13 protein-coding genes and 4 pseudogenes are annotated in these 20,058 nt (G+C 58.6%); 5 read left to right on the plus strand and 12 right to left on the minus strand.

Annotated elements, in window-relative coordinates; all coding sequences use genetic code 11:
* Positions 1-10 precede the first annotated feature (10 nt).
* Positions 11-934 (plus strand): annotated as a pseudogene (locus ML_RS08760) (fumarylacetoacetate hydrolase family protein).
* A 738-nt stretch (positions 935-1,672) separates the two neighbouring features.
* Here ML_RS08760 and ML_RS08765 read toward each other — a convergent pair.
* Entirely contained in the window at positions 1,673-2,410 is a 738-nt protein-coding gene (locus tag ML_RS08765; RefSeq protein ID WP_010908505.1) for an acyltransferase, read from the minus strand.
* Positions 2,411-2,642: 232 nt separating this feature from the next.
* Here ML_RS08765 and ML_RS08770 point away from each other — a divergent pair, with 232 nt between their 5' ends.
* Entirely contained in the window at positions 2,643-3,944 is a 1,302-nt protein-coding gene (locus ML_RS08770; RefSeq protein WP_197492542.1) for an outer membrane protein assembly factor BamB family protein, read from the plus strand.
* Here ML_RS08770 and ML_RS16180 read toward each other — a convergent pair.
* Positions 3,945-4,646, minus strand: a pseudogene (locus tag ML_RS16180) (esterase).
* Between the two features lie 78 nt (positions 4,647-4,724).
* A complete protein-coding gene (locus ML_RS19220; protein WP_064430366.1) occupies positions 4,725-4,949 on the minus strand; it encodes a THUMP-like domain-containing protein in 225 nt (74 codons plus the stop codon).
* 155 nt (positions 4,950-5,104) lie between these two features.
* Between ML_RS19220 and ML_RS19225 the strand changes: the two genes are divergently transcribed.
* Entirely contained in the window at positions 5,105-5,410 is a 306-nt protein-coding gene (locus ML_RS19225; RefSeq protein ID WP_145985191.1) for a hypothetical protein, read from the plus strand.
* Between the two features lie 851 nt (positions 5,411-6,261).
* Here the strand turns inward: ML_RS19225 and ML_RS08785 are convergent.
* From ML_RS08785 to ctaD, 7 genes and pseudogenes are all read right to left on the minus strand, one after another.
* A complete protein-coding gene (locus ML_RS08785; protein ID WP_145985192.1) occupies positions 6,262-6,459 on the minus strand; it encodes a hypothetical protein in 198 nt (65 codons plus the stop codon).
* Positions 6,460-6,523: 64 nt separating this feature from the next.
* Positions 6,524-7,507, minus strand: coding sequence for a class I SAM-dependent methyltransferase (locus ML_RS08790; RefSeq protein ID WP_010908507.1), 984 nt, complete (start codon positions 7,505-7,507; stop codon positions 6,524-6,526).
* 32 nt (positions 7,508-7,539) lie between these two features.
* Positions 7,540-8,298: an enoyl-CoA hydratase gene (locus tag ML_RS08795; RefSeq protein WP_010908508.1), complete on the minus strand. Its 759-nt coding sequence runs from the start codon at positions 8,296-8,298 to the stop codon at positions 7,540-7,542.
* A gap of 70 nt (positions 8,299-8,368) precedes the next feature.
* A pseudogene (locus tag ML_RS08800) lies at positions 8,369-9,173 on the minus strand (NUDIX hydrolase).
* Complete coding sequence (locus tag ML_RS08805; protein ID WP_049769943.1) at positions 9,170-10,048, minus strand: ABC transporter ATP-binding protein; 879 nt, start codon at positions 10,046-10,048, stop codon at positions 9,170-9,172. The pseudogene ML_RS08800 and the gene ML_RS08805 overlap by 4 nt, the downstream one beginning before the upstream one ends.
* A gap of 48 nt (positions 10,049-10,096) precedes the next feature.
* Positions 10,097-11,332: a phosphoserine phosphatase SerB gene (serB, locus tag ML_RS08810; RefSeq protein WP_010908510.1), complete on the minus strand. Its 1,236-nt coding sequence runs from the start codon at positions 11,330-11,332 to the stop codon at positions 10,097-10,099.
* A 39-nt stretch (positions 11,333-11,371) separates the two neighbouring features.
* Complete coding sequence (gene ctaD / locus ML_RS08815; protein ID WP_010908511.1) at positions 11,372-13,096, minus strand: aa3-type cytochrome oxidase subunit I; 1,725 nt, start codon at positions 13,094-13,096, stop codon at positions 11,372-11,374.
* Between the two features lie 232 nt (positions 13,097-13,328).
* Here ctaD and ML_RS08820 point away from each other — a divergent pair, with 232 nt between their 5' ends.
* Both ML_RS08820 and ML_RS08825 read left to right on the plus strand, forming a co-directional pair.
* Entirely contained in the window at positions 13,329-14,405 is a 1,077-nt protein-coding gene (locus tag ML_RS08820; protein WP_172591968.1) for an iron-siderophore ABC transporter substrate-binding protein, read from the plus strand.
* A gap of 307 nt (positions 14,406-14,712) precedes the next feature.
* On the plus strand, positions 14,713-15,753 hold the full coding sequence (locus ML_RS08825; RefSeq protein ID WP_041322939.1) for an NAD(P)-dependent alcohol dehydrogenase: 1,041 nt from the start codon (positions 14,713-14,715) through the stop codon (positions 15,751-15,753).
* Between the two features lie 1,608 nt (positions 15,754-17,361).
* Here the strand turns inward: ML_RS08825 and nrdF are convergent.
* Positions 17,362-18,336, minus strand: a complete 975-nt coding sequence (nrdF, locus tag ML_RS08830) for a class 1b ribonucleoside-diphosphate reductase subunit beta (protein WP_111481141.1) — start codon at positions 18,334-18,336, stop codon at positions 17,362-17,364.
* Between the two features lie 138 nt (positions 18,337-18,474).
* Positions 18,475-20,008 (minus strand): annotated as a pseudogene (locus ML_RS08835) (flavin-containing monooxygenase).
* Positions 20,009-20,058: the final 50 nt, after the last annotated feature.

The following is a 20,058-nucleotide window of genomic DNA, read 5'->3' on the forward strand; positions in this document are numbered from 1 at the left end:
CAGTTAAGTCATGACCATTTCGATCCTGGGCACCGCTGACGCCTGGTGGGTGCAAGTCACCCAGTGGCGCTGTCAAAGTCGCTACCGATGCGGCAAGCATCGGTGAATTGCTGACCGACCGTGCAGCCATCAACACCGCAGCCGACGACAGTGACACTGTGCCTGTTGAGAACCTTCAGCTTGTCTAGCCAATGCCCCCGTGCCGAGTTGTGGCTAAAAATGACCAACGTCGCACCACACATCAAAGACTCCGGCATAGCACCGAAGACAATCCCTTTGACGTTCCTCAGCAGGGCTTCGGGTTTGATCAGCAGGCCATTCGCCGACGTCATCAAACCCGATCACATCCGGTTTCGGGACTAGGAGGTCGAAATCGTTTTAATTACCTGCCGCGAGCTGCGCTTCGGTGCCACCGTCACCGCAGCCAACTTGTGCGACTGCGTTACCGATCTGACAGTCACCAACGATATGTCTGCTTGCGACATCCAATTTCCCAAACACCATCTCTACGAAGACAAATCGTACCCGACGTTTACTTCCGTTGGCCCAGCGCTGGTGCTGCTATATGGCTACGAGTTTAAGCATTGCAGCGACCTGCGGCTGCGGTTAGAAGTCAACGGCCAAATACGTCCAGACATAATGGTGAATGCAGGCATGACTTATTCACCGCTGCAAGGAGCTCACTCGGTTTCAGCACCTCCAACCCGGAGATTTGGTGTTGACCGGCACGCCGATGAGCACTGTGCTCCACCAAAACCGGTGCAAATCATGAATTCTCTACTGCTGCCCGCGGTCAAGTGGAAGGCCTTCTTCAAGGGGGAAGGGTAACAAGGCCAAATACCTGCATGACGGAGATATCGTTGAGATCACCAAAGCCGCCGATCAGACCGCGATAGACCTAGACACTCAAAGTTCGGTAATGCGGTACAAGTGAACTGGTTACCCAGGCCCGCAACCGTCGTCAGCGCCGGCACCATAGATCTCACCACGGCAGCCCTACTAGTCTAGTACAGCATATCGTGTCTCCGCCTCGAACGTTGGGAAACTGCGTACCCACGATCCGAAACGGTACACCTTAACGACGAGACAAAGTGGATAGTCAAACACCTCGGCATCGGCGATGAACTCGCACGATAACGCGGCAAGCGCTGAGTCTTCGACTTGTCGACAAGGACTTGCGAACCCTGGCCCAGTTTCACCGCGATCCGGCTCACAGCACGGCTTCCCGCAAGCCAACGTGTTCGATCAACCCGAACTTGAACAAGTGTTTCAGTCAAACCATTAAAAAACAGCTATTTTTGCTTTCAAAGCAATGCTGAGATCACCAACATTAACCAGCTTAACCAGCGTGAATCTGACGGTACTCAAAGTGAGTTTCATCGATCAGATGAACGGCGGCGAGCACGTCGTGGACGCCATTTACGTTGTGGGTTGCAACAGCGCGCGGTTCCTGGTCTCCCAGACAACTGACTACCCCGTCAGCATCAAAACAGTTCCTTCAGCTCTGCTTGACCCTCACTTATCCGCGGGGCTTATGGGAGTGACTAGCTTCTTCCGCAATCTATTACACGGCGTATGCCGTGCTGCGAATCCTCCTCTGGCCATTTCGCGCCTAGATGAAAAGAAACCGGCCCGACAACTACGCTGCCAGGTAACGGAAGTAGCAACCGACTTAGTGTGCCGCCTTCTTACGTTCGATGTCGGCCAATGCAGCAGCCAGCTCGGCGCGCTGCGCGGCCGATTGCTCCCAAGACAGCTTTCGATTATTGACCACCTTGGCCGGTGCACCGACCGCGACCGAATAGTCAGGGATTACCCCACGAACCACCGCATGTGCTCCCAGCACGCAACCCCTCCCGACTGAGGTGCCACGCAATACCGTCACCTTTGCAGCCATCCAGGTGTCCGGACCAATGCGGACCGGGGACTTGACGATCCCCTGATCCTTGATCGGGATGTTGATGTCATCCATCCGGTGGTCAAAGTCGCAGACGTAACACCAGTCAGCCATCAACGCCGACGACCCAAGCTCGATGTCGAGATAACAGTTGATAACGTTATCCCGGCCTAATACTACTTTGTCGCCGAATCGCAACGAGCCCTCGTGCGCGCGGATCGTGTTCTTGTCACCGATGTGCACCCAGCGTCCGATCTCGAGCTGCGCGAGTTCGGGCGTCGCGTGAATCTCCACACCCTTACCCAAAAACACCATACCGCGGGTGATGATGTGCGGGTTAGCCAACTTAAACTTCAGTAGCCGCCAATAACGCACCAGATACCAGGGGGTGTAGGCGCGGTTGGCCAGCACCCACTTCAGCGAGGCTAAAGTGAGGAACTTAGCCTGGAGCGGATCTCGCAACCGTGACCCACACCAGCGGCGATGAAGCGGTGCACCCCACATCGTCGTCATGGCGGGACAGCTTAGTCTGGCGACAATGCCCGCCGAAACGGCGGGCTGTGCCTAACCTTACTAGACAGAGAACGGCAGAGCCAATAACGCGGGCTTGAGCCGCGACAGGGTACCCTCACCTGTACTCGATTGCTGCATTGGTTGAACGGCCGGGTCCGTCCGGACGGCACCCACGTTGAATGAAGGGTTTGAAACCCTGCGAAAGGATACGGTGCGTGCCCAACATCTCTTCCTGAGACTTCGGCGTTGGTCGTCAGCGGCACTGGCGGCTGTACTCACGGTTGGGCTCGACAGTTGCGGCAACACCGACTCCTGGGTTGACGCGTCGGCCGCTCAAGGCTGGCCGGCGCAATACGGCGACGCATCCAACAGCAGCTACACCGCAACCAGCGGCTCCACCAAGTTGGCGCTACAGTGGACACGGTCGGTTAAAGGAAGTTTGGCGGCCGGTCCGGCACTTAGCGCGCGCGGATATCTCGCGATGAACGCGCAGACCCAGGCCGGGTGTTCGCTGATGGAGTGGGAAAACAACGACAACGGCCGGCAACGTTGGTGTGTTCGGCTGGTCCAAGGTGGCGGCTTCGGCGGTCCGTTGTTCGACGGCTTCGAGAATCTGTATGTCGGCGAACCTGGGACGATCTTCTCGTTCCCAATGACGCAATGGACACGCTGGCGACAGCCGGTGATCGGGATGCCGTCCACCCCCCGCTTTCTTGGCAATGGCCAACTGCTCGTCACCACGCACCTGGGGCAGGTATTGGTTTTCGACGCGCATCGCGGCATGGTTGTCGGTAGTCCACTGGACCTGGTGGACGGCGTTAACCCGACCGACCCGACGCGTGGGTTGGCCGATTGCGTATCAGCCCAACGGGGCTGCCCTGTTGCGTCAGCCCCTGCCTATTCGCCAGCCAGCCAGACGGTGGTGCTCGACATCTGGCAGCCAGGCGCACCAACCGCGGGGCTAATCGGGCTGAAGTACCACTCAAGGCAGACGCCACTTCTTGCCCGTGCGTGGACTAGCGACGCCATAGGCGCCGGTGTACTTGCCAGCCCGGTCTTATCCGCCGACGGATCAACCGTCTACGTCAATGGCCGCGACCAGCACCTGTGGGCACTGCACGCCGCCAACGGGAAACCGAAATGGTCGGTGCCACTGGAATTTCTGGCACAGACGCCGCCCACAGTCACCCCGCAGGGATTGATCGTGTCCGGCGGGGGCCCCGACACCCGCCTGGCCGCGTTCAAGGACGCCGGTGACCACGCCCAACAGATCTGGCGACGCGACGACCTCACCCCATTGTCGACGTCGAGCCTAGCTGGCGTCAGCGTCGGCTACACGGTGGTCAGCAGTTCGCCCGCAGCAGACGCACCTGGCATGTCGTTGCTGGCCTTCGATCCACGCAATGGCCACACCCTCAACAGCTATCCGCTACCGGCAGCCACCGGATATCCCGTCGGGGTATCTATCGCCAACAACCGCCGGGTGATAACCGTCACCAGCGATGGCCAACTCTACAGCTTCGCGCCCACCTAGTCAGATCGTTAGCGGTGGGATAGCGCTGCGAGGTACCCGGACTTGAACGGCGGAAGCAAAGTCCGGCAACATCTCACCCTGGGTGAAGTAGAAGATCAGCTGGTTATCAATTATAGTGAAAGTTCTGGTAACGAGACGAGTCAAGGCTGATAGAAGGTTATCATTGCACCCATCGCGTACTGCCGTTCCAGTTCGCGTTGAACGACCGGGAAGATGCTGTCCAGCGGCATCGTGCCAGGTGCAAACAGCGTGTCCAAATTGATGAGCTGGCAGGTCCCGAGGTTGTAGGAGGTTGTAGTTAAACACCTTGTACCACTTGTACCAGGTGGACGGATGTGCACCACCGAGGTCACGGAAGAACTTGAGCACAACACTGCAGGTAGTGCGTGACGGTTGACCGGGGCTGTGCTGTTCGGTCGTCACGTCCATTTGGTAGGGGGTGCTCGCAGACACCAGAAACCTGAGCTATGTTGACGAATCCATCGCGGTTTTGGGTGATGTAGTCGGTCAACGCCTATTGGTCGGAATAGTCGACGGGAAAGGTCAAGTTGAGAGTGTACTATAGGGCCTGCGACATATACTATGGCATATCTGGGCCATCTGGACACCGCCTAAGCTCTCGCACGACGCCGGCGCTGCGGCCGCCGGCCAGGCCAACAGAACTGCAGGTGCTAGTACCGCGGGCGCCATCAGATGGCGCATCGTAGATAGAATTGCGCGCAGACCACATGTGAAGGCGGGGCACCTCGCAAAATGACCACCGTCAGCGTATCCGGGTATTTACCACGACGGGCAGCAAGCAAACTCCACCGAATGACTGGTGGGCCCCGAACCGATGCGGGCGATGACCACGGACAGGAGCCGGTTGCCGCGTAGCCGGATACCACGGCACAGCGTATCAAGGTCGACCTTGATACTGCGAACCAAGATCTCTAAAGCACCACAATCCAGTGCCGGCAGTGCCTGCCGCAGCCAGCGCTCATCGAACCGCAGCTGTTCAAGCACTTCGAAACCCCGAACTGTGGGCGGAAAACGATCCCCGAACAGATAGGCAATATTAGGGGTCGAGTTGCCACACTCCGTAGTGACGTACCAGCTCGGCCCGCACCACGGCACCTTCGGGATCTAAGATCCATAGCCCGAAAGGCTACACTGGACAGTTGTCGGGCTTCGCGTCAGTGATCTATTCAGCGCTATCGAGCATGCTGGCTCGGCGGCGCACACCCGGATCAACCAGTTCTGCCGACCACAGAAACGCCACCCGGACCGAACCGCGGTGTAGACGTCACCTCATAAATTTCCACATCGAAACCCAGCCCGCGTCTCTGGCCGAAATCGATTCCGGTAAAACCCTTTATGACGAAGCCCCGGTCTTTGTGCGAGTCAGCATCGGACGGGGCATTGTTGGGGTGATTGAGGCCTTGGGTGGTGGTGTTGTGGTGGGCTGGTGGGGTGTGGGTGGTTGATCTGCGCTAGAAGGTTGCCGTATGTGCCGCCGACGGCCGGATCATCGATGCACTGTTCACTAACACGATACTGCTGCACCCGGCGGCATGCCTGCTTGCTGGCTGAGGGCCGGTCAACAAGCCGCCGACACCGATACCAGCGGCAGAAATGGTGCAAGGGATAACATCAGGTGCGAATAGTTATACCGTGCACGGGGACGTGCCTGTTCAGGTGCGGCCACATTGACCACGCCGACACCTCAAGGCCATGACATGCACACTAAAACGCCCCTACCCCGCGGCGCTAACAACTATCCTCACACTCACGCCTGCATCGATATCGCCTTCAGCACAGCCCAGGTGCCCAGCCCCTGGCATCATCAACATGTAGACCAAGCAGCATCCACCACCGACATGCTTACGTGCGCCGCGCTAATCGTGTCCACTGCGGCAAAGCACACGAAGCCTCATCGAAAGCAGGCAGTCAGCCACCCACCAACAAAAACCCCGCAACACAGCAAAACACGTCAACAGGATTCCGGGCTGCCCCCCACGACTACCGAACATATCGGCCAGTCATAAAACGCAAAAACAGCCATTTCACCCACCACCTATGAAACCAACCGAACAACTCACCGCCACAGACACAAGACAGCAGAGCCCGGGAACCGTCGCAGCTATGTACAGGCCTTGACCTCGCGATGATTGCGGAACACGCTCCAGGTGAGTGCTGCGCCGATGAAGAGCACGCCCACCGTTCGGTGGGCGGAGCTGCGTAACGCAGCGCATTCTGTGCCGATAGAGCAGGCCGCACCGTGAACGACACGATCTAACAGCCATTTCGCCCGGTTCAGGGCCGCCGGGCGCGGCAGTCACCTATTGAAATGCCTCGTCGGTGAACAGCCAGCTGAGATATCGCCTAACCCGGCCAGCTTGTCGAGGACGCTGCCGCACAGTAGTGTTATCTCCACCAGGATAGGGGCACGGTCACCGAACCTAGCCCGTACCGCAGCGGCGGCGGCAATCCGGGTGGTGTCGGTCAGCTCGAATTCGTCGACGTCTCTAAGCACCGCGGCACCCAATTGCGACCAGGACGGTAGCTGACGTCATCGAGCTTGAAAGTCAGGACAACACTCAGGAAGGTTTAACCCCGGTGATAATAATGTTGTAAAACCAGCTCTTCGGTATGACCCGCCGCCACACGTTGGCATCTACCCAGCTCAAGGTCTTCCAGCTGGTGAATGCGAAACGTGCCCAGCCCCAGCCAAGTTTGCTCGGCGGCATCGTCGACTCGAAGGTGCGCAGCGGCCAGCCCAGCATCGCGGCAGTGAACTCCTCGGTGACGGTCTTCACCTGCACAGCGCCGGCGTTGGTCGCCATTGTCTCCAAAACTTTCGGTTCGAAAGTGTGCAAGTCGACCACCCACTCCAAAGCCGCCGCACGCGAGTTCTCGTCGATCTCGACCTGCGTACGACGCCAGGCACTCAACCCAGGCAACTGCACCACGCGGATGGTAACCTTCCACGTTAAGTCCGCAAAGACACGGGCGTATCGGTTTCCAACGTCGGTGGGCTCGCCCGCGAACACAAATCGGCCGCCCGGCTTCAGCACCCGCAGCACCTCACGCAGCGACAATTCGACGTCGGGAATGTGGTGCAGCACCGCGTGCCCCACCACCAGGTCGAAGGTGTTGTCGTCGTACGGGATGCCCTCGGCGTCAGCGACCCGACCATTGATGTCCAGTCCAAGCGACTGACCGTTGCGAGTGGCGATCTTGACCATGCCGGGTGAGAGGTCGGTGACCGATCCACGCCGGGCGACGCCGGACTGGATCAGGTTCAGCAGGAAGAAACCGGTGCCGCAACCCAGTTCCAAGGCACAGTCGTAGGGCAGTTCGGTGAATAGCTCATCAGGCACGATGGCATCGAAGCAGTGCCGCACGTAGTCTACGCAGCGTTGGTCGTAAGAGATCGACCACTTCTCGTCGTAGTTTTCAGCTTCCCAATCGTGGTAGAGCACCTGGGCGAGTTTGCTATCCTTCCGGGCTGCAGCTACTTGCTCCGCAGTAGCATGCGGATTGGGCACAGCATTTGCAGAGATTTCCGTACTCCTCGTCATGAAGGGCAGCCTAACGAGCCGCCCGGATCACCCTAGTCGCAGCCGCCTAGCAACAAAGAGGGCTGAGCAGCGGCGAACACCTCGACATAACGGCGACGTTCGGCAGCGATCCGTTCAGCCGGTTCCAGATCGAAGACCTCGTTGATGCCAGCTTTGGCAGCGGCCAGCGCATGCGGCAGGCCGTCGAGGAAGCGGCGCGCCCAAGCTGCGGCGATGTCATACACGTCGTCGGGAGCCACCATGTCGTCGATCAGGCCCAACGCCAAGGCCTCCGCCGCATCAAAGAAGCGCCCGCTGAACACCAGGTCCTTGGCCCTGCTCACGCCGGCTACGCGAGTCAGTCGGGCCAATCCATCACCATCCGGGACCAGGTCGGCCAGGATCTCGGTAGCGCCGAACTTCACGTTGTCGCCGCTGACCCGCCAATCGGCAGCCAGGGCCAACGTCAGGCCCGCTCCCAGCGCGTATCCGGTAATCGCGGCCACGGTCGGCTTCGGGATCGTCGCTACGGCGTCAACAGCCTGACGGCGGACCTCAGCAGCGACGCCAGCCTCCACCGCGGTCAGAGTCCGCAGCTCTTGCATGTCGTCGCCGGCGGAGAAAATATCGTGGCCGCCAAACAATATAACCGCAGCAACGTCGTCGCGACGTCCAAGTTCGTCGGCGGCCATCGCTATTTCCCTGTAAAACTGGCGTGTCATCGCGTTGGTGGGCGGTCGCGAGAGGAGCAATATGGCCAGGCCAGCATCCTGCGAGCCGTCGCTAACCACAATATTGACGAATTCGCTCATGACGAGCGCATAAGTCGATGGTGTTTACCGGCTGTGCCCGGCTTCGCCGCGCTTGCGCTCACCACTACGGCTACCGCGACGATCCACCGGAAATCCGCGCCTGGCTGTAACGATCGTAGTCGAAAAACTCGATCTCCCAGTTGTCGTCCCGCTTCACCAGATGTGGCCGCAACGAAAACAACCTGACGTTCGACGGCCAGCACATCAGCTACGGTGTGGCCTATCAGCGCACCCAGCTGTGTCCAGTTCGGGGGAAGCAGGAAGTTACGGTTGGCGGCGAAGTCATCGGCCACCGCCTGAAACGTCCGATCGGATTCGATGTTCTCCCCGTGGGGGCGCTGCCCTTCCGGCAACACCCCCACAAAGAAGAAGTAGGTGTCGTAGCGGCGGGTCGGCTCGGCCTCTGGGGTAACCCAATTGACCCACGGCCGAAGCAGGTCGGATCGCAGTACTAGATTTTCGCGGTGCAGGAAGTCTGCGAACGACAGTGTCCGGTCGGCCAGTGCTCGGCGCCCCTCGCCGTACACCGAAGCGTCTGTAACAATGCCGCCCAGTGACGAAAGCGACCGGCCGACCGGCCCAGCGAACAGCACCCCCGTCTCCTCGAACGTCTCGCGAGCGGTAGCGCAGACCAGCGCCTCGACCAGATCGGCTGTAACGCCGAACCGTTGCGCCCACCACGCCAGCAACGGCCCAGCCCACGCGATGTAGACGTTGCGATCGCGATCGTCGACACCACCACCGGAAAACACCATAGCCCGGGCGACCAACTCCATCGCTGCGTGCCGGCGCATCAAAAAGACGATCAAGCCCTCTGGACTATCTGGAATCTCCCGAATCAGCATCACGGTCTCCGCCGGTCGCGGTGACGTCATAACTGCCTCCGGTGAGCTGCTCGGGCGCGGACTCTGCGAGCGAAATAGCGCCCGTCGATAACATCCAGAGCGATCGACTGACCGAACGCGGTGGACAGATTTTCTGCTGTCAGCACGTCGGACAGCAAACCCGCGGCGACGACCTTGGCCTCCGACAGCAGCAGACAGTGGCTAAAGCCAGGTGGAACCTCCTCCACGTGGTGGGTAACGAGCACTAGCGCCGGAGCATACGCGTCGGCGGCCAGATCAGCCAGCCGGGAGACCAACTCCTCGCGAGCACCCAAGTCGAGACTGGCGGCAGGTTCATCGAGCAGCAGTAGCTCCGGATCAGTCATCAATGCCCGGGCGATCAGCACCCGCTTGCGCTCACCTTCAGACAGCGTACCGAAGGTGCGGTCGGCGAGGTGTTCGGCACCCATACTCTCCAGCATGTCGACCGCTCGCTGGTAGTCGACACCTTCGTACCGTTCGCGCCAGCGTCCCAGCACCGCATAGCCCGCCGACACCACGAGATCGCGCACCACTTCATTGCTAGGCACCCGCTGCGTCAGAACCGACGAACTCAGGCCAATGCGCGCACGCAACTCGGAGATGTCTATGCGCCCCAACCGCTCACCGAGCACATAGGCAACGCCCGTCGACGGGTGGTCGGCCGCTGCAGCAATGCGCAACAGCGACGTCTTGCCGGCCCCATTGGGGCCGATAATCACCCAGCGTTCGTCGAGTTCCACTGCCCAATCCAGCGGCCCAACCAGGACACGCCCTTCGCAGCGCAGGGATACGTCCTTAAAGTCGATCAGCAGATCGGGATCGGCTGCGTCGCTGCCAGTTTCAGGGCCAAGTTGGGACACTCGGACATCGTGCCGTACCGCGATGCTGCGACGGTTGCCGGGTAGCCTCGACCAAGTCGCCACGGGAAGCGGCTAGTCGGGAGGGATCTCGACGCGGCGCACCCCGCCGTCGGCCGCGTCCGCGGCCTCGATCTCTCCGCGTGTCACACCCAACACAAAAAGCACCGTGTCCAGGTAGGGATGGCTCAACGACGCATCGGCGACGGCACGCAACGCCGGCTTAGCGTTAAACGCAATTCCCAGCCCAGCCGCTGTCAGCATGTCGATGTCATTGGCGCCGTCACCGACGGCAACGGTCTGCTCCATCGGCACACCAGCCTGCTCTGAGAAGTAGCGTAACGCCTTGGCCTTACCGGGCCGATCGACGATTGTGCCGACCACCCGGCCAGTAAGTATGCCGTCGACGATCTCTAACTCATTGGCCGCGACGAAGTCCAGCATCAGCTCGTGCGCAAGCGGCTCGATGATCCGCCGAAAGCCTCCGGACACCACCCCGCAACGAAACCCCAGCCGTCGCAGCGTACGCAGAGTGGTCCGAGCACCTGGCATCAGCTGCAACTGATTGGCCACCTCATCGACCACCGTGACAGGCAGTCCCGCCAAGGTGGCCACCCGCTGCTGCAACGATTCCGCGAAATCCAGTTCACCGCGCATCGCGGCCTCGGTGATCGCGGCGACCGTTCCCTGGGCGCCAGCTCGGGCGGCCAGCATTTCAATCACCTCACCCTGGACCAAAGTGGAATCGACGTCAAACACAATGAGGCGTTTGATGCGCCGGGCCAGACCGTAACCCTCCACTGCCACGTCGACATGTTCCTCGGTAGCCACCCGGTTGAGAGCTGTCCGCAGCGATCCCGCGGCTTCCAACGGCGCCGAGACTCGCAACTCCAGCCCGGTAACCGGGTAGTCGGAGATGCCTCGAATGACGTCGATATTGACATCCAGTGCCGCAACCTCACGTGCTACAGCGCCGAACGCCCGAGCGGTAATCGGACGGCCCAGCACAAAAATCGTGTGGGTCGACGGTTCCCGGATGATCGGCAAGTCGTCACTGCGCTCGATCGTGACATCAAGGCCGACCCGGCGAATCGCGGCTTGCACGTCATCTCGCAACGCGGTATAAGCGGCAACTTCCGGCGGGCACAACACCAGCACACCCAGTGTGAGCCGACCCCGAATTACCACCTGCTCGACGTTGAGCAGTTCGCCCCCGTGCCGCGAAAGCACCGCGAAGAGCGCTGACGTCACACCTGGCTGATCCACGCCGGTGACAGTGATCAGCACCGACACCTTGGGTGGCGTATTCACTCGCGACTCATCTGACAGCGCCGGCCAAGCCGAGCCGTATCAGTGTAAACTCACCTCAACGAGCTCCTCGGCGTGACGGCGCCCAACGTATGCCTCGTCGCGCAATCGTTCCACCATGTGCGGGTAGTGCAGCTCAAACGCCGGACGCTCCGAACGAATCCGGGGCAGCTCAGTGAAGTTATGCCGCGGCGGCGGACAACTGGTCGCCCATTCCAGGGAGTTGCCGTATCCCCACGGGTCGTCCACGGTCACCACCTCGCCGTAGCGCCAACTCTTAAATACGTTCCACACAAACGGAAACATCGACGCACCCAGGATGAAGGACCCGATAGTCGAGACAACATTCAAACCCTGGAAGCCGTCGGTGGGCAGATAGTCGGCGTAGCGTCGAGGCATGCCCATGTCACCCAACCAGTGCTGCACCAAGAACGTGGTATGGAAACCGATGAACGTCAGCCAGAAGTGCAGCTTGCCCAGCTGCTCGTCAAGCAGCCGACCGGTCATCTTGGGGAACCAGAAGTAGATACCGGCAAACGTGGAGAACACGATAGTGCCGAACAGCACGTAATGGAAATGCGCTACGACGAAATAGCTGTCAGTCACATGAAAATCCAGCGGCGGGCTGGCTAGCAACACGCCAGTCAAACCACCCAACAAGAAAGTGACCGCGAAGCCGACCGAAAACAACATCGGCGTCTCAAAAGTCAACTGGCCCTTCCACATTGTGCCGACCCAGTTAAAGAATTTGATCCCGGTCGGCACCGCGATCAAATACGTCATAAACGAAAAGAACGGCAGCAGAACAGCACCGGTGGCGAACATGTGGTGCGCCCACACCGCGACCGATAACGCAGCGATAGACAACGTCGCGTAAACCAGCGTGGTGTAGCCGAAGATGGGCTTGCGGGAAAAGACCGGGAAGATCTCTGAGACGATCCCGAAGAACGGCAGCGCGATGATGTAAACTTCGGGGTGGCCGAAGAACCAGAACAGGTGCTGCCACAACAGCACTCCGCCGTTGGCCGCGTCGTAGATGTGAGCTCCCAGATGCCGGTCGGCGGCCAACCCAAAAAGCGCAGCAGTGAGCAGGGGGAACGCAATCAGCACCAGGATCGATGTCACCAAGATATTCCAGGTGAAGATCGGCATCCGGAACATCGTCATCCCGGGCGCGCGCAGGCAGACCACGGTGGTGATCATGTTAACCGCACCCAAGATGGTGCCCAAACCGGCGACAATCAAACCCATAATCCACAGGTCGCCGCCGACACCGGGAGAGTGGATGGCGTCGGTCAACGGCGTATAGGCGGTCCAGCCGAAGTCGGCGGCCCCACCTGGTGTGATGAAACCGGCCATCCCGATGGCGGCGCCGAACAAGAACAACCAGAACGAAAAGGCATTCAGCCGTGGGAATGCCACGTCGGGTGCACCGATTTGCAGCGGCAGCACCAGGTTGGCAAAGCCAAACACTATAGGGGTGGCATAGAAAAGCAACATGATCGTGCCGTGCATGGTGAACAGCTGGTTGAACTGTTCATTGGACAAGAACTGCAAGCCAGGTGCGGCCAACTCGGTACGCATCAGCAACGCCAGCAAGCCGCCCACAAAGAAGAAGATGAAGCAGGCAACACAGTACATGATACCGATCATCTTGTGATCGGTAGTGGTGATCAGCTTATATACGAGGTTCCCTTTGGGACCAGTGCGGGCCGGGTATGGACGGATGGCCTTGAGTTCTCCCGACGAGAGCGCTTCGGCTGTCAACAGCTCCTCCAAAACATCCATTCCGGACAGGGGCGCACACTACGCATTGCATTACAGACTGTAATTTTAGCCCCCGAACAGGTGGGCGGTAGATCTGATCCGACAAAACTGTCGTATATGCCTCACCGAGTCGGTGCGGCACGCAGCGTCACCGGAACCGCGCTGGCCGGATGTTACGGTCGAACGCGTGCTATCCGTCGCAATACAACACCTATTGCTACCCACCAGGGCCATCGTCACAGTAGCGGCGGCGGTAATAGCAGTGGGTAGCGGTTGCGGGTCGGGACAGCCCGGAAGCAAACCATCGTCACCCACCCGGTCGCTGCTCACCCCCACCACCCAAATCGCGGGAGCCACTGTGATCGGAAATGAGCGCCGGCCGGACCAAGCCTGCGCACCAGAGCCAGCGACGGTTGATCCGGGGCCGCCGACACGGCCGGCCCACAACGTCGCGGGAGTCAAACCAGATGTGGTCCAGGTGCCAGCTGAAGCACAGCGCATCGTGGTGCTGGCCGGTGACCAGCTCGATGCGCTGTGCGCGCTTGGCTTGCAATACCGAGTCGCCGCCGCCGCATTGCCGAACGACTCCGTAAGCCAGCCCTCCTACCTGGGCAAAACCGTGCATGGCCTGCCCGGCGTCGGTACCCGCAGGGCCCCGGACCTGAGCGCTATTGCGGCTACTCAACCAGATCTGATTCTGGGCTCTCAAGAGTTGACGCCGCAATTATATCCGCAGCTAACGGCGATCGCCCCGACGGTGTTCACAGCAGCAGCACCGGGCGCAACGTGGGAAGACAACCTTCGTGGTGTCGGCGCTGCCACGGCGCGCAACGATGCCGTAGAAACACTGATCAACGGCTTCTCCCAACGGGCCACCCAGATCGGGGCCACTCATGACGCAACCCACTACCAAGTGTCCATCGTCCAGCTGACCACCAACACTATGCGGGTTTACGGATCCAATAATTTCCCGGCCCGCGTGCTAACCGCGGTCGGAGTGGACCGGCCCACGTCACAGCGATTCACCGACCAGGCTTATATTCAGAGCGGGATCACCGATGCTGATCTCGCGAAGGAGCCGGATTTCTCCGCGGTTGACGCCGACATCATCTACGTATCGTGCACCTCACCGGCAGTCGCAAAGCGCGCCGCCACCGTGCTCGACAGCGGCCCGTGGCGCAAGCTGTCCGCCAATCATGACAACCGTATCTTCATCGTCAACGATGAAGTGTGGCAGACCGGTGAGGGCTTGATCGCGGCCCGCGGCATCGTCGATGACCTGAGGTGGATCAACGCACCAATCAATTAACATTGTAAGCCTGAAGTTCGTTGAATATTCACAGTGAATAAGATCACAGCGACATTCTTCAGGGCATGTCACCGCAGCTTTGTCAATGTCGCGGTAGTCACCGGTGGCGGCTTTCAACAAATTAATAAAACGAACTTCAGATGCAAGGAGCTAGTGATGAGCGCAAGCGCGGTAAAGCCGGGCTAGCGAGTCACCACCATCGACCTAATTACTTACCCCGATTGAGGGGGCAGAGATAAGCTTTCGGTATTCACAGCTAATGAAGTCACACGTGTCAAAACACAGAAGAAAGAGAAGATTAGGTGCCATGACTACCGTCTCCGCTTACGCCGCCACGTCGGCGACCGAACCGCTAACCAAGGTCACCATCAACCGCCGCGCCCCGGGTCCGCACGACGTAGCAATCCAGATCAAGTTCGCCGGTATCTGCCACTCCGATATCCACACCGTAAAAGCTGAGTGGGGCCAACCGAATTACCCTGTGGTACCAGGCCATGAGATCGCTGGCGTGGTGACCGCGGTGGGCACTGAGGTCACCAAGCACAAGGTGGGCGACCGCGTCGGCGTGGGCTGCATGGTGGGCTCTTGCGGTGAATGCAGCAGCTGCCTAGCTGGCATCGAGCAGTACTGTAAACGGGGCGCGACCTTTACCTACAACTCGATCGGCACAGACGGCCAGTCAACACAAGGCGGCTACAGCCAGGCAATCGTCGTCGACGAGAACTTTGTCGTACACATACCCGATGCGCTACCGCTGGACGCCGCCGCACCGCTGCTGTGCGCGGGCATCACGCTCTACTCACCGCTTAGGCATTGGAATGCTAAGCCGGGCACGCGGCTCGCAATCATCGGTTTGGGCGGTCTCGGGCACATGGGTGTCAAGCTGGGCAGAAAGATGGGCTGTGAAGTGACGGTGCTGTCCCAGTCGCTGAAGAAGATGGAGGACGGACTGCAGCTGGGCGCCAGCAACTATTACGCAACTGCCGATCCCGACACCTTCCGCAAACTACGTGGCAGTTTCGACCTGATTTTGAACACCGTCTCGGCGAATCTGGATCTCGGCAAATACCTGAACCTGCTTGATGTCAACGGGACGCTCGTCGAGCTGGGCATTCCCGAGCACCCGATGTTGGTGCCGGCATTCGCGCTGGCACTCATGCGGCGCAGCCTAGCTGGGTCGAACATCGGCGGGATCACCGAAACCCAGGAGATGATGAATTTCAGTGCTGAACATAGTGTTACACCGGAAATAGAGCTCATCGAACCGGACTACATCAACGAAGCCTATGAACGAGTGCTGGCAAGCGACGTGCGGTACCGCTTCGTCATAAACATATCAAGTTTGTAAGGCTGTGACGTCGGCGCGGATTCGCCATGAACTGACTTCAGTCAGCATGGACGAATCCTGAGATGCCAGCCAACGGCTAGCCAGAGACGAAGACATATCAACAACTGCGGGTAGATCTGTAGGCACAAGCCGTGACTCAACATAACACCCGGTTGGCCAACTGTCGGTAATGCAAGCGCTTTTCCTTGGAACCATCAACGGCTACAACAAAGTTATAAATTATAAAGTTATAAGTTATATTGTCCGAGCTTTTCCAGCGGGAGCACTGGAACGTTTATTCCTAATGAATCTACAGTGTTTGGCTTGTCCCAACCACGAGTTGTGGCGGCCGACCAACCTAAAATTTGAGGTCGACACAGAACGGTTCAACGGGTGTCTGAACTGGTGAGACATTTCGACAGGCTGTCCGTCAGCGTGCTCCAGGGTGACATGTACGGAATATGCTTGGTTCATGGCAGTCCACAGGACTTCAAATACCAAGACTTTAGAGGATACCTGCCAGGATCCGGGTTGGTACGGCTGAATAACCGCTTGGTCTATGCCTCCTCCCGAGAACAAACAGCATGTTGTTCACGGCTTCGGCATGATTCCACAAGAGCCCGGTTACTTCCATCGCTAGCTCACCTAATATAAAGACGAATGTCACTTATTGCGGTCATACCGCATCAAAACCAGCGGTATGACCGTCAGGAATGGTGGTGAAATCGCCTAGTTGACGCCGAAATTCTTGAAATCAATGAGGCAACAAGGAGCATGTCACTGCCCATGGGGATGTCGGTCGTCAAATTCTACCAAGTATTTGAGAACCGTCCCCGCTGGGTAGCAAATAAGAAAGACCGAACTGCCACGTATTTGATGGTAGAGTGTATAAACGGACATCGGTCGATTGTTGCCGCAGTAATTTACAACGAGACTCGCCACGTAGTTCGTCCTATTACATCTCGCAAGTAGCGAAGGCTATGAGATTAAGTAAAGGGGCTCTGGAGGGGAGAGGATGATATGACCGACAACCACAAACATCGCAAGAATGACGCTCAACTCGCAGATAAGCTTGAGAAAGCAGTGATGGCCCGACGCGGAGTGGGGAGAACCGATTGACGAAGGTGGACCAAAGCGGCCTGAACAGAGGCAACGTGCGGCAATGGTCAGCATTCGTCTCATAGCCGAACAGTTGAGCGTTGTTCAGGAAGCAGCGACGACCATGGTCTCAGTGTGAGCCGGTACTTGTGCAACAACTCTCTGCACTCTCAGAGCTCGATGGACCTGCTCCCCTTGGGACTGCTTGTCGCCAATGGTAATTCGGCAAACAGACCAACACCCTCAGGCACGCTGACTGACCCAATCGATGTGGCCCTACCACGACCTATCCTTGGCCGAGCGTCTATCTCAAATAGACAGATGCCCCGGAAACCTCTTAGGAGATCCACTATGTCCGTCAAGCGGTGACCGGATCAATCCGCGATGCGCTACTTCGCCTCCGGCACAGCTCACCCAGCGGGCAAGCGCGTATCGCCACAAATGGATGGCTTCGGAACCGAAGACTAACCGATCAGGAGTTTGCTGGATCAGGCGAGTAGACCTGAAGGTAAAGCAGCTGAACTGCGACCTTTAGAAGTCCCAGTCCTCGTCCTCAGTGACGACGGCTTTCCCGATCACATACGACGACCCCGAGCCGGAGAAAAAGTCATGATTCTCATCGGCGTTGGGAGACAAGGCCGACAGGATCGCCGGGTTCACGTCGGTCTCGTCCCGCGGGAACAGCGCCTCGTAGCCAAGGTTCATCAACGCCTTATTTGCGTTGTAGCGCAAGAACTTCTTGACGTCTTCGGTCAACCCGACTCTGTCGTAGAGATCTTGGGTGTATTCCACCTCGTTGTCGTAGAGCTCAAAGAGCAATTCGTAGGTGTATTCCTTGAGTTCTGCCCGCCTGGCGTCGTCGACCAACACCAAGCCACGCTGAAATTTGTAGCCGATATAGTAACCGTGGACTGCTTCGTCGCGGATGATCAGCCGAATCATATCAGCGGTGTTGGTCAGCTTGGCCCGACTTGACCAGTACATCGGCAGGTAGAACCCAGAGTAAAACAGGAAGCTTTCGAGCAAGGTGGAGGCCACCTTGCGCTTGAGCGGTTCGTCGCCTCGATAGTACTCCATCACAATCTTAGCTTTGCGCTGCAGGTTGTTGTTCTCCTCCGACCAGCGAAACGCTTCGTCGATCTCCGCTGTCGAGCACAGCGTGGAAAAGATCGAACTGTAGCTCTTGGCGTGCACCGACTCCATGAATGCAATGTTGGTGTAGACGGCTTCCTCATGCGGCGTTAGCGCATCAGGAATAAGGCTGACCGCTCCGACCGTGCCTTGGATCGTGTCGAGCAGCGTCAAACCGGTGAACACCCGCATTGTCAGCTGCTTTTCACTAGCAGTCAGCGTGCCCCACGACGGGAGATCGTTGGACACCGGCACCTTCTCGGGCAGCCAGAAGTTTCCAGTCAGCCGGTCCCAGACCTCGGCGTCCTTGTCGTCTTGCAGCCAGTTCCAATTAATCGCCGAAACGCGGTCAATTAGCTTCATCTTCCCAGTCAACAAAACCCCACTTCACACGCTCTAGTCAGCTGACAGTCTTCTTACTGTACTTAGACCTTAAACACTACCCTTGGGGTCCGACATAACGCCGCAACACAAGAAGTAGTGTTTTGCGTGTCGACTAGCCCAGCCACCTAATTAGCCACCGTGAGCGGCGCATGCCGGTGCGATGCCCATCCCCACTCCAAAGAATTGGTACTCCGTGGGCTTGACCGAGCGGGTCCCACCCCAGTACTGTCAAGTGTAACTGCCCCAAAGCACGGTGTTCTTGCCATGTTCATCGAGATACCAGCTACTGCAACCGCCGCTGTTCCACACCGAGTTAGCCAGATTGCCTTCCAGTTCGTCGTTGAAACGGTCCTGCGCAGCACGCGTCGGAGCCAGCGCCTGTGCGCCTAACCGATCGCACGTCGCGATCGCGTCGACGACGTAGCGGATTTGGGATTCGATCATGAACACGACGGAGTTGTGCCCTAGTCCGGTGTTAGGTCCCAGCAAGAAGAACAAATTAGGCATATCAGCGACGGTGATCCCGCGGTGAGCGGCAATGCCCTCACGGTTCCAGCGATCTACCAAATCCTCACCGTGGCATCCTTTGATCTGGACATAGGTGTAGGACTCGGTGGCATGAAAACCGGTACCGTAGACGATCACGTCCACTTCTCGGAAGAACGCACGGCCAGTACCGTCGACAGTGACGATTCCGTCGCGCGTGATTCGGCTTATGGCCTCGGTCACTAAATTCAGTCTTCGGGTTAGCGACCGCCCGTTAATAACTGGAAGAATTCAGGATTCGCTTGCACCCGACGCGGTAGTGCGGAACTAGCTTACGACTCAGCTCGGGGTCTTTCACCGAGTGGCGGATGTTCCATTTGGCGAGAGCTTCGATGACCTTGAGTGTGTTCGGTCGCTTTGTCATGCCGTACGCCAACGCCTCATGCGCCCAGTAGATACCGGCACGCAGCAAGGCCCGTAGTCCCGGAACATTCGTCAGAACACGCTGCAGCCACAATGGCAATTCTACGTTAATGCGCGGCACCACCCAGGGTGGGGTGCGTTGATAGAGTTGGAGTTCGGCAACCTGGTAGACGATCTCCGGCACGATTTGGATCGCGCTGGCGCCAGTCCCGATCATCGCCACCCGCTTTCCAGTCAAATCCACACCGTGATCCCAGTGCGCGGAATGGAAAGCGGTGCCGCGGAATTCGTCACGGCCTTCGATGTCAGGGATCGACGGGATATGCAGCGCACCGCCCCCCGAGATCAAGAACTGGGCAACGTATTCTCGCTCATCGGAAGTGAACACATGCCACCGGTACTCGTCCTCGTCCCAGTGGCCACGATCTACCAGCGAGTTGAAAACTATGTAACGACGCAGTTCGTATTTCTCGGTCACTCCCTTGAGGTAGTCCCAGATCTCAGGTTGGTAGGAAAACAAGTGTTTCCAATCTGGCTTGGGCTCGAATGAGAAGGAATACAGGTGAGATGGGATGTCGCATGCACAGCCGGGGTAACTGTTGTCCCGCCACGTACCGCCGATGTCGTCGACTTTTTCCAGGATCACCAAGTCGACGCCTTGCCGTTGCAACGCAATCGCCATCCCCAGACCAGAAAACCCGGTACCAATAATGAGAGCACGGGTATGCACCAACTGATGACCCTCGATCCCCAGCTCGGCATGAGTGTCCGGTCGAGTCCCGGCATTTGTCACGTTGGATCAGT

It is taken from the genome of Mycobacterium leprae TN (assembly GCF_000195855.1).
GTDB classification, from domain to species: domain Bacteria; phylum Actinomycetota; class Actinomycetes; order Mycobacteriales; family Mycobacteriaceae; genus Mycobacterium; species Mycobacterium leprae.

What these genes read in the sequence shown, in the direction of transcription:
- ML_RS08765 (WP_010908505.1), bottom strand. Translation starts at nt 2,410, where the DNA reads ATGACGACGATGTGGGGTGCACCGCTTCATCGCCGCTGGTGTGGGTCA.
- ML_RS08790 (WP_010908507.1), bottom strand. Translation starts at nt 7,507, where the DNA reads ATGACGAGGAGTACGGAAATCTCTGCAAATGCTGTGCCCAATCCGCAT.
- ML_RS08825 (WP_041322939.1), top strand. Translation starts at nt 14,713, where the DNA reads ATGACTACCGTCTCCGCTTACGCCGCCACGTCGGCGACCGAACCGCTA.
- ML_RS08795 (WP_010908508.1), bottom strand. Translation starts at nt 8,298, where the DNA reads ATGAGCGAATTCGTCAATATTGTGGTTAGCGACGGCTCGCAGGATGCT.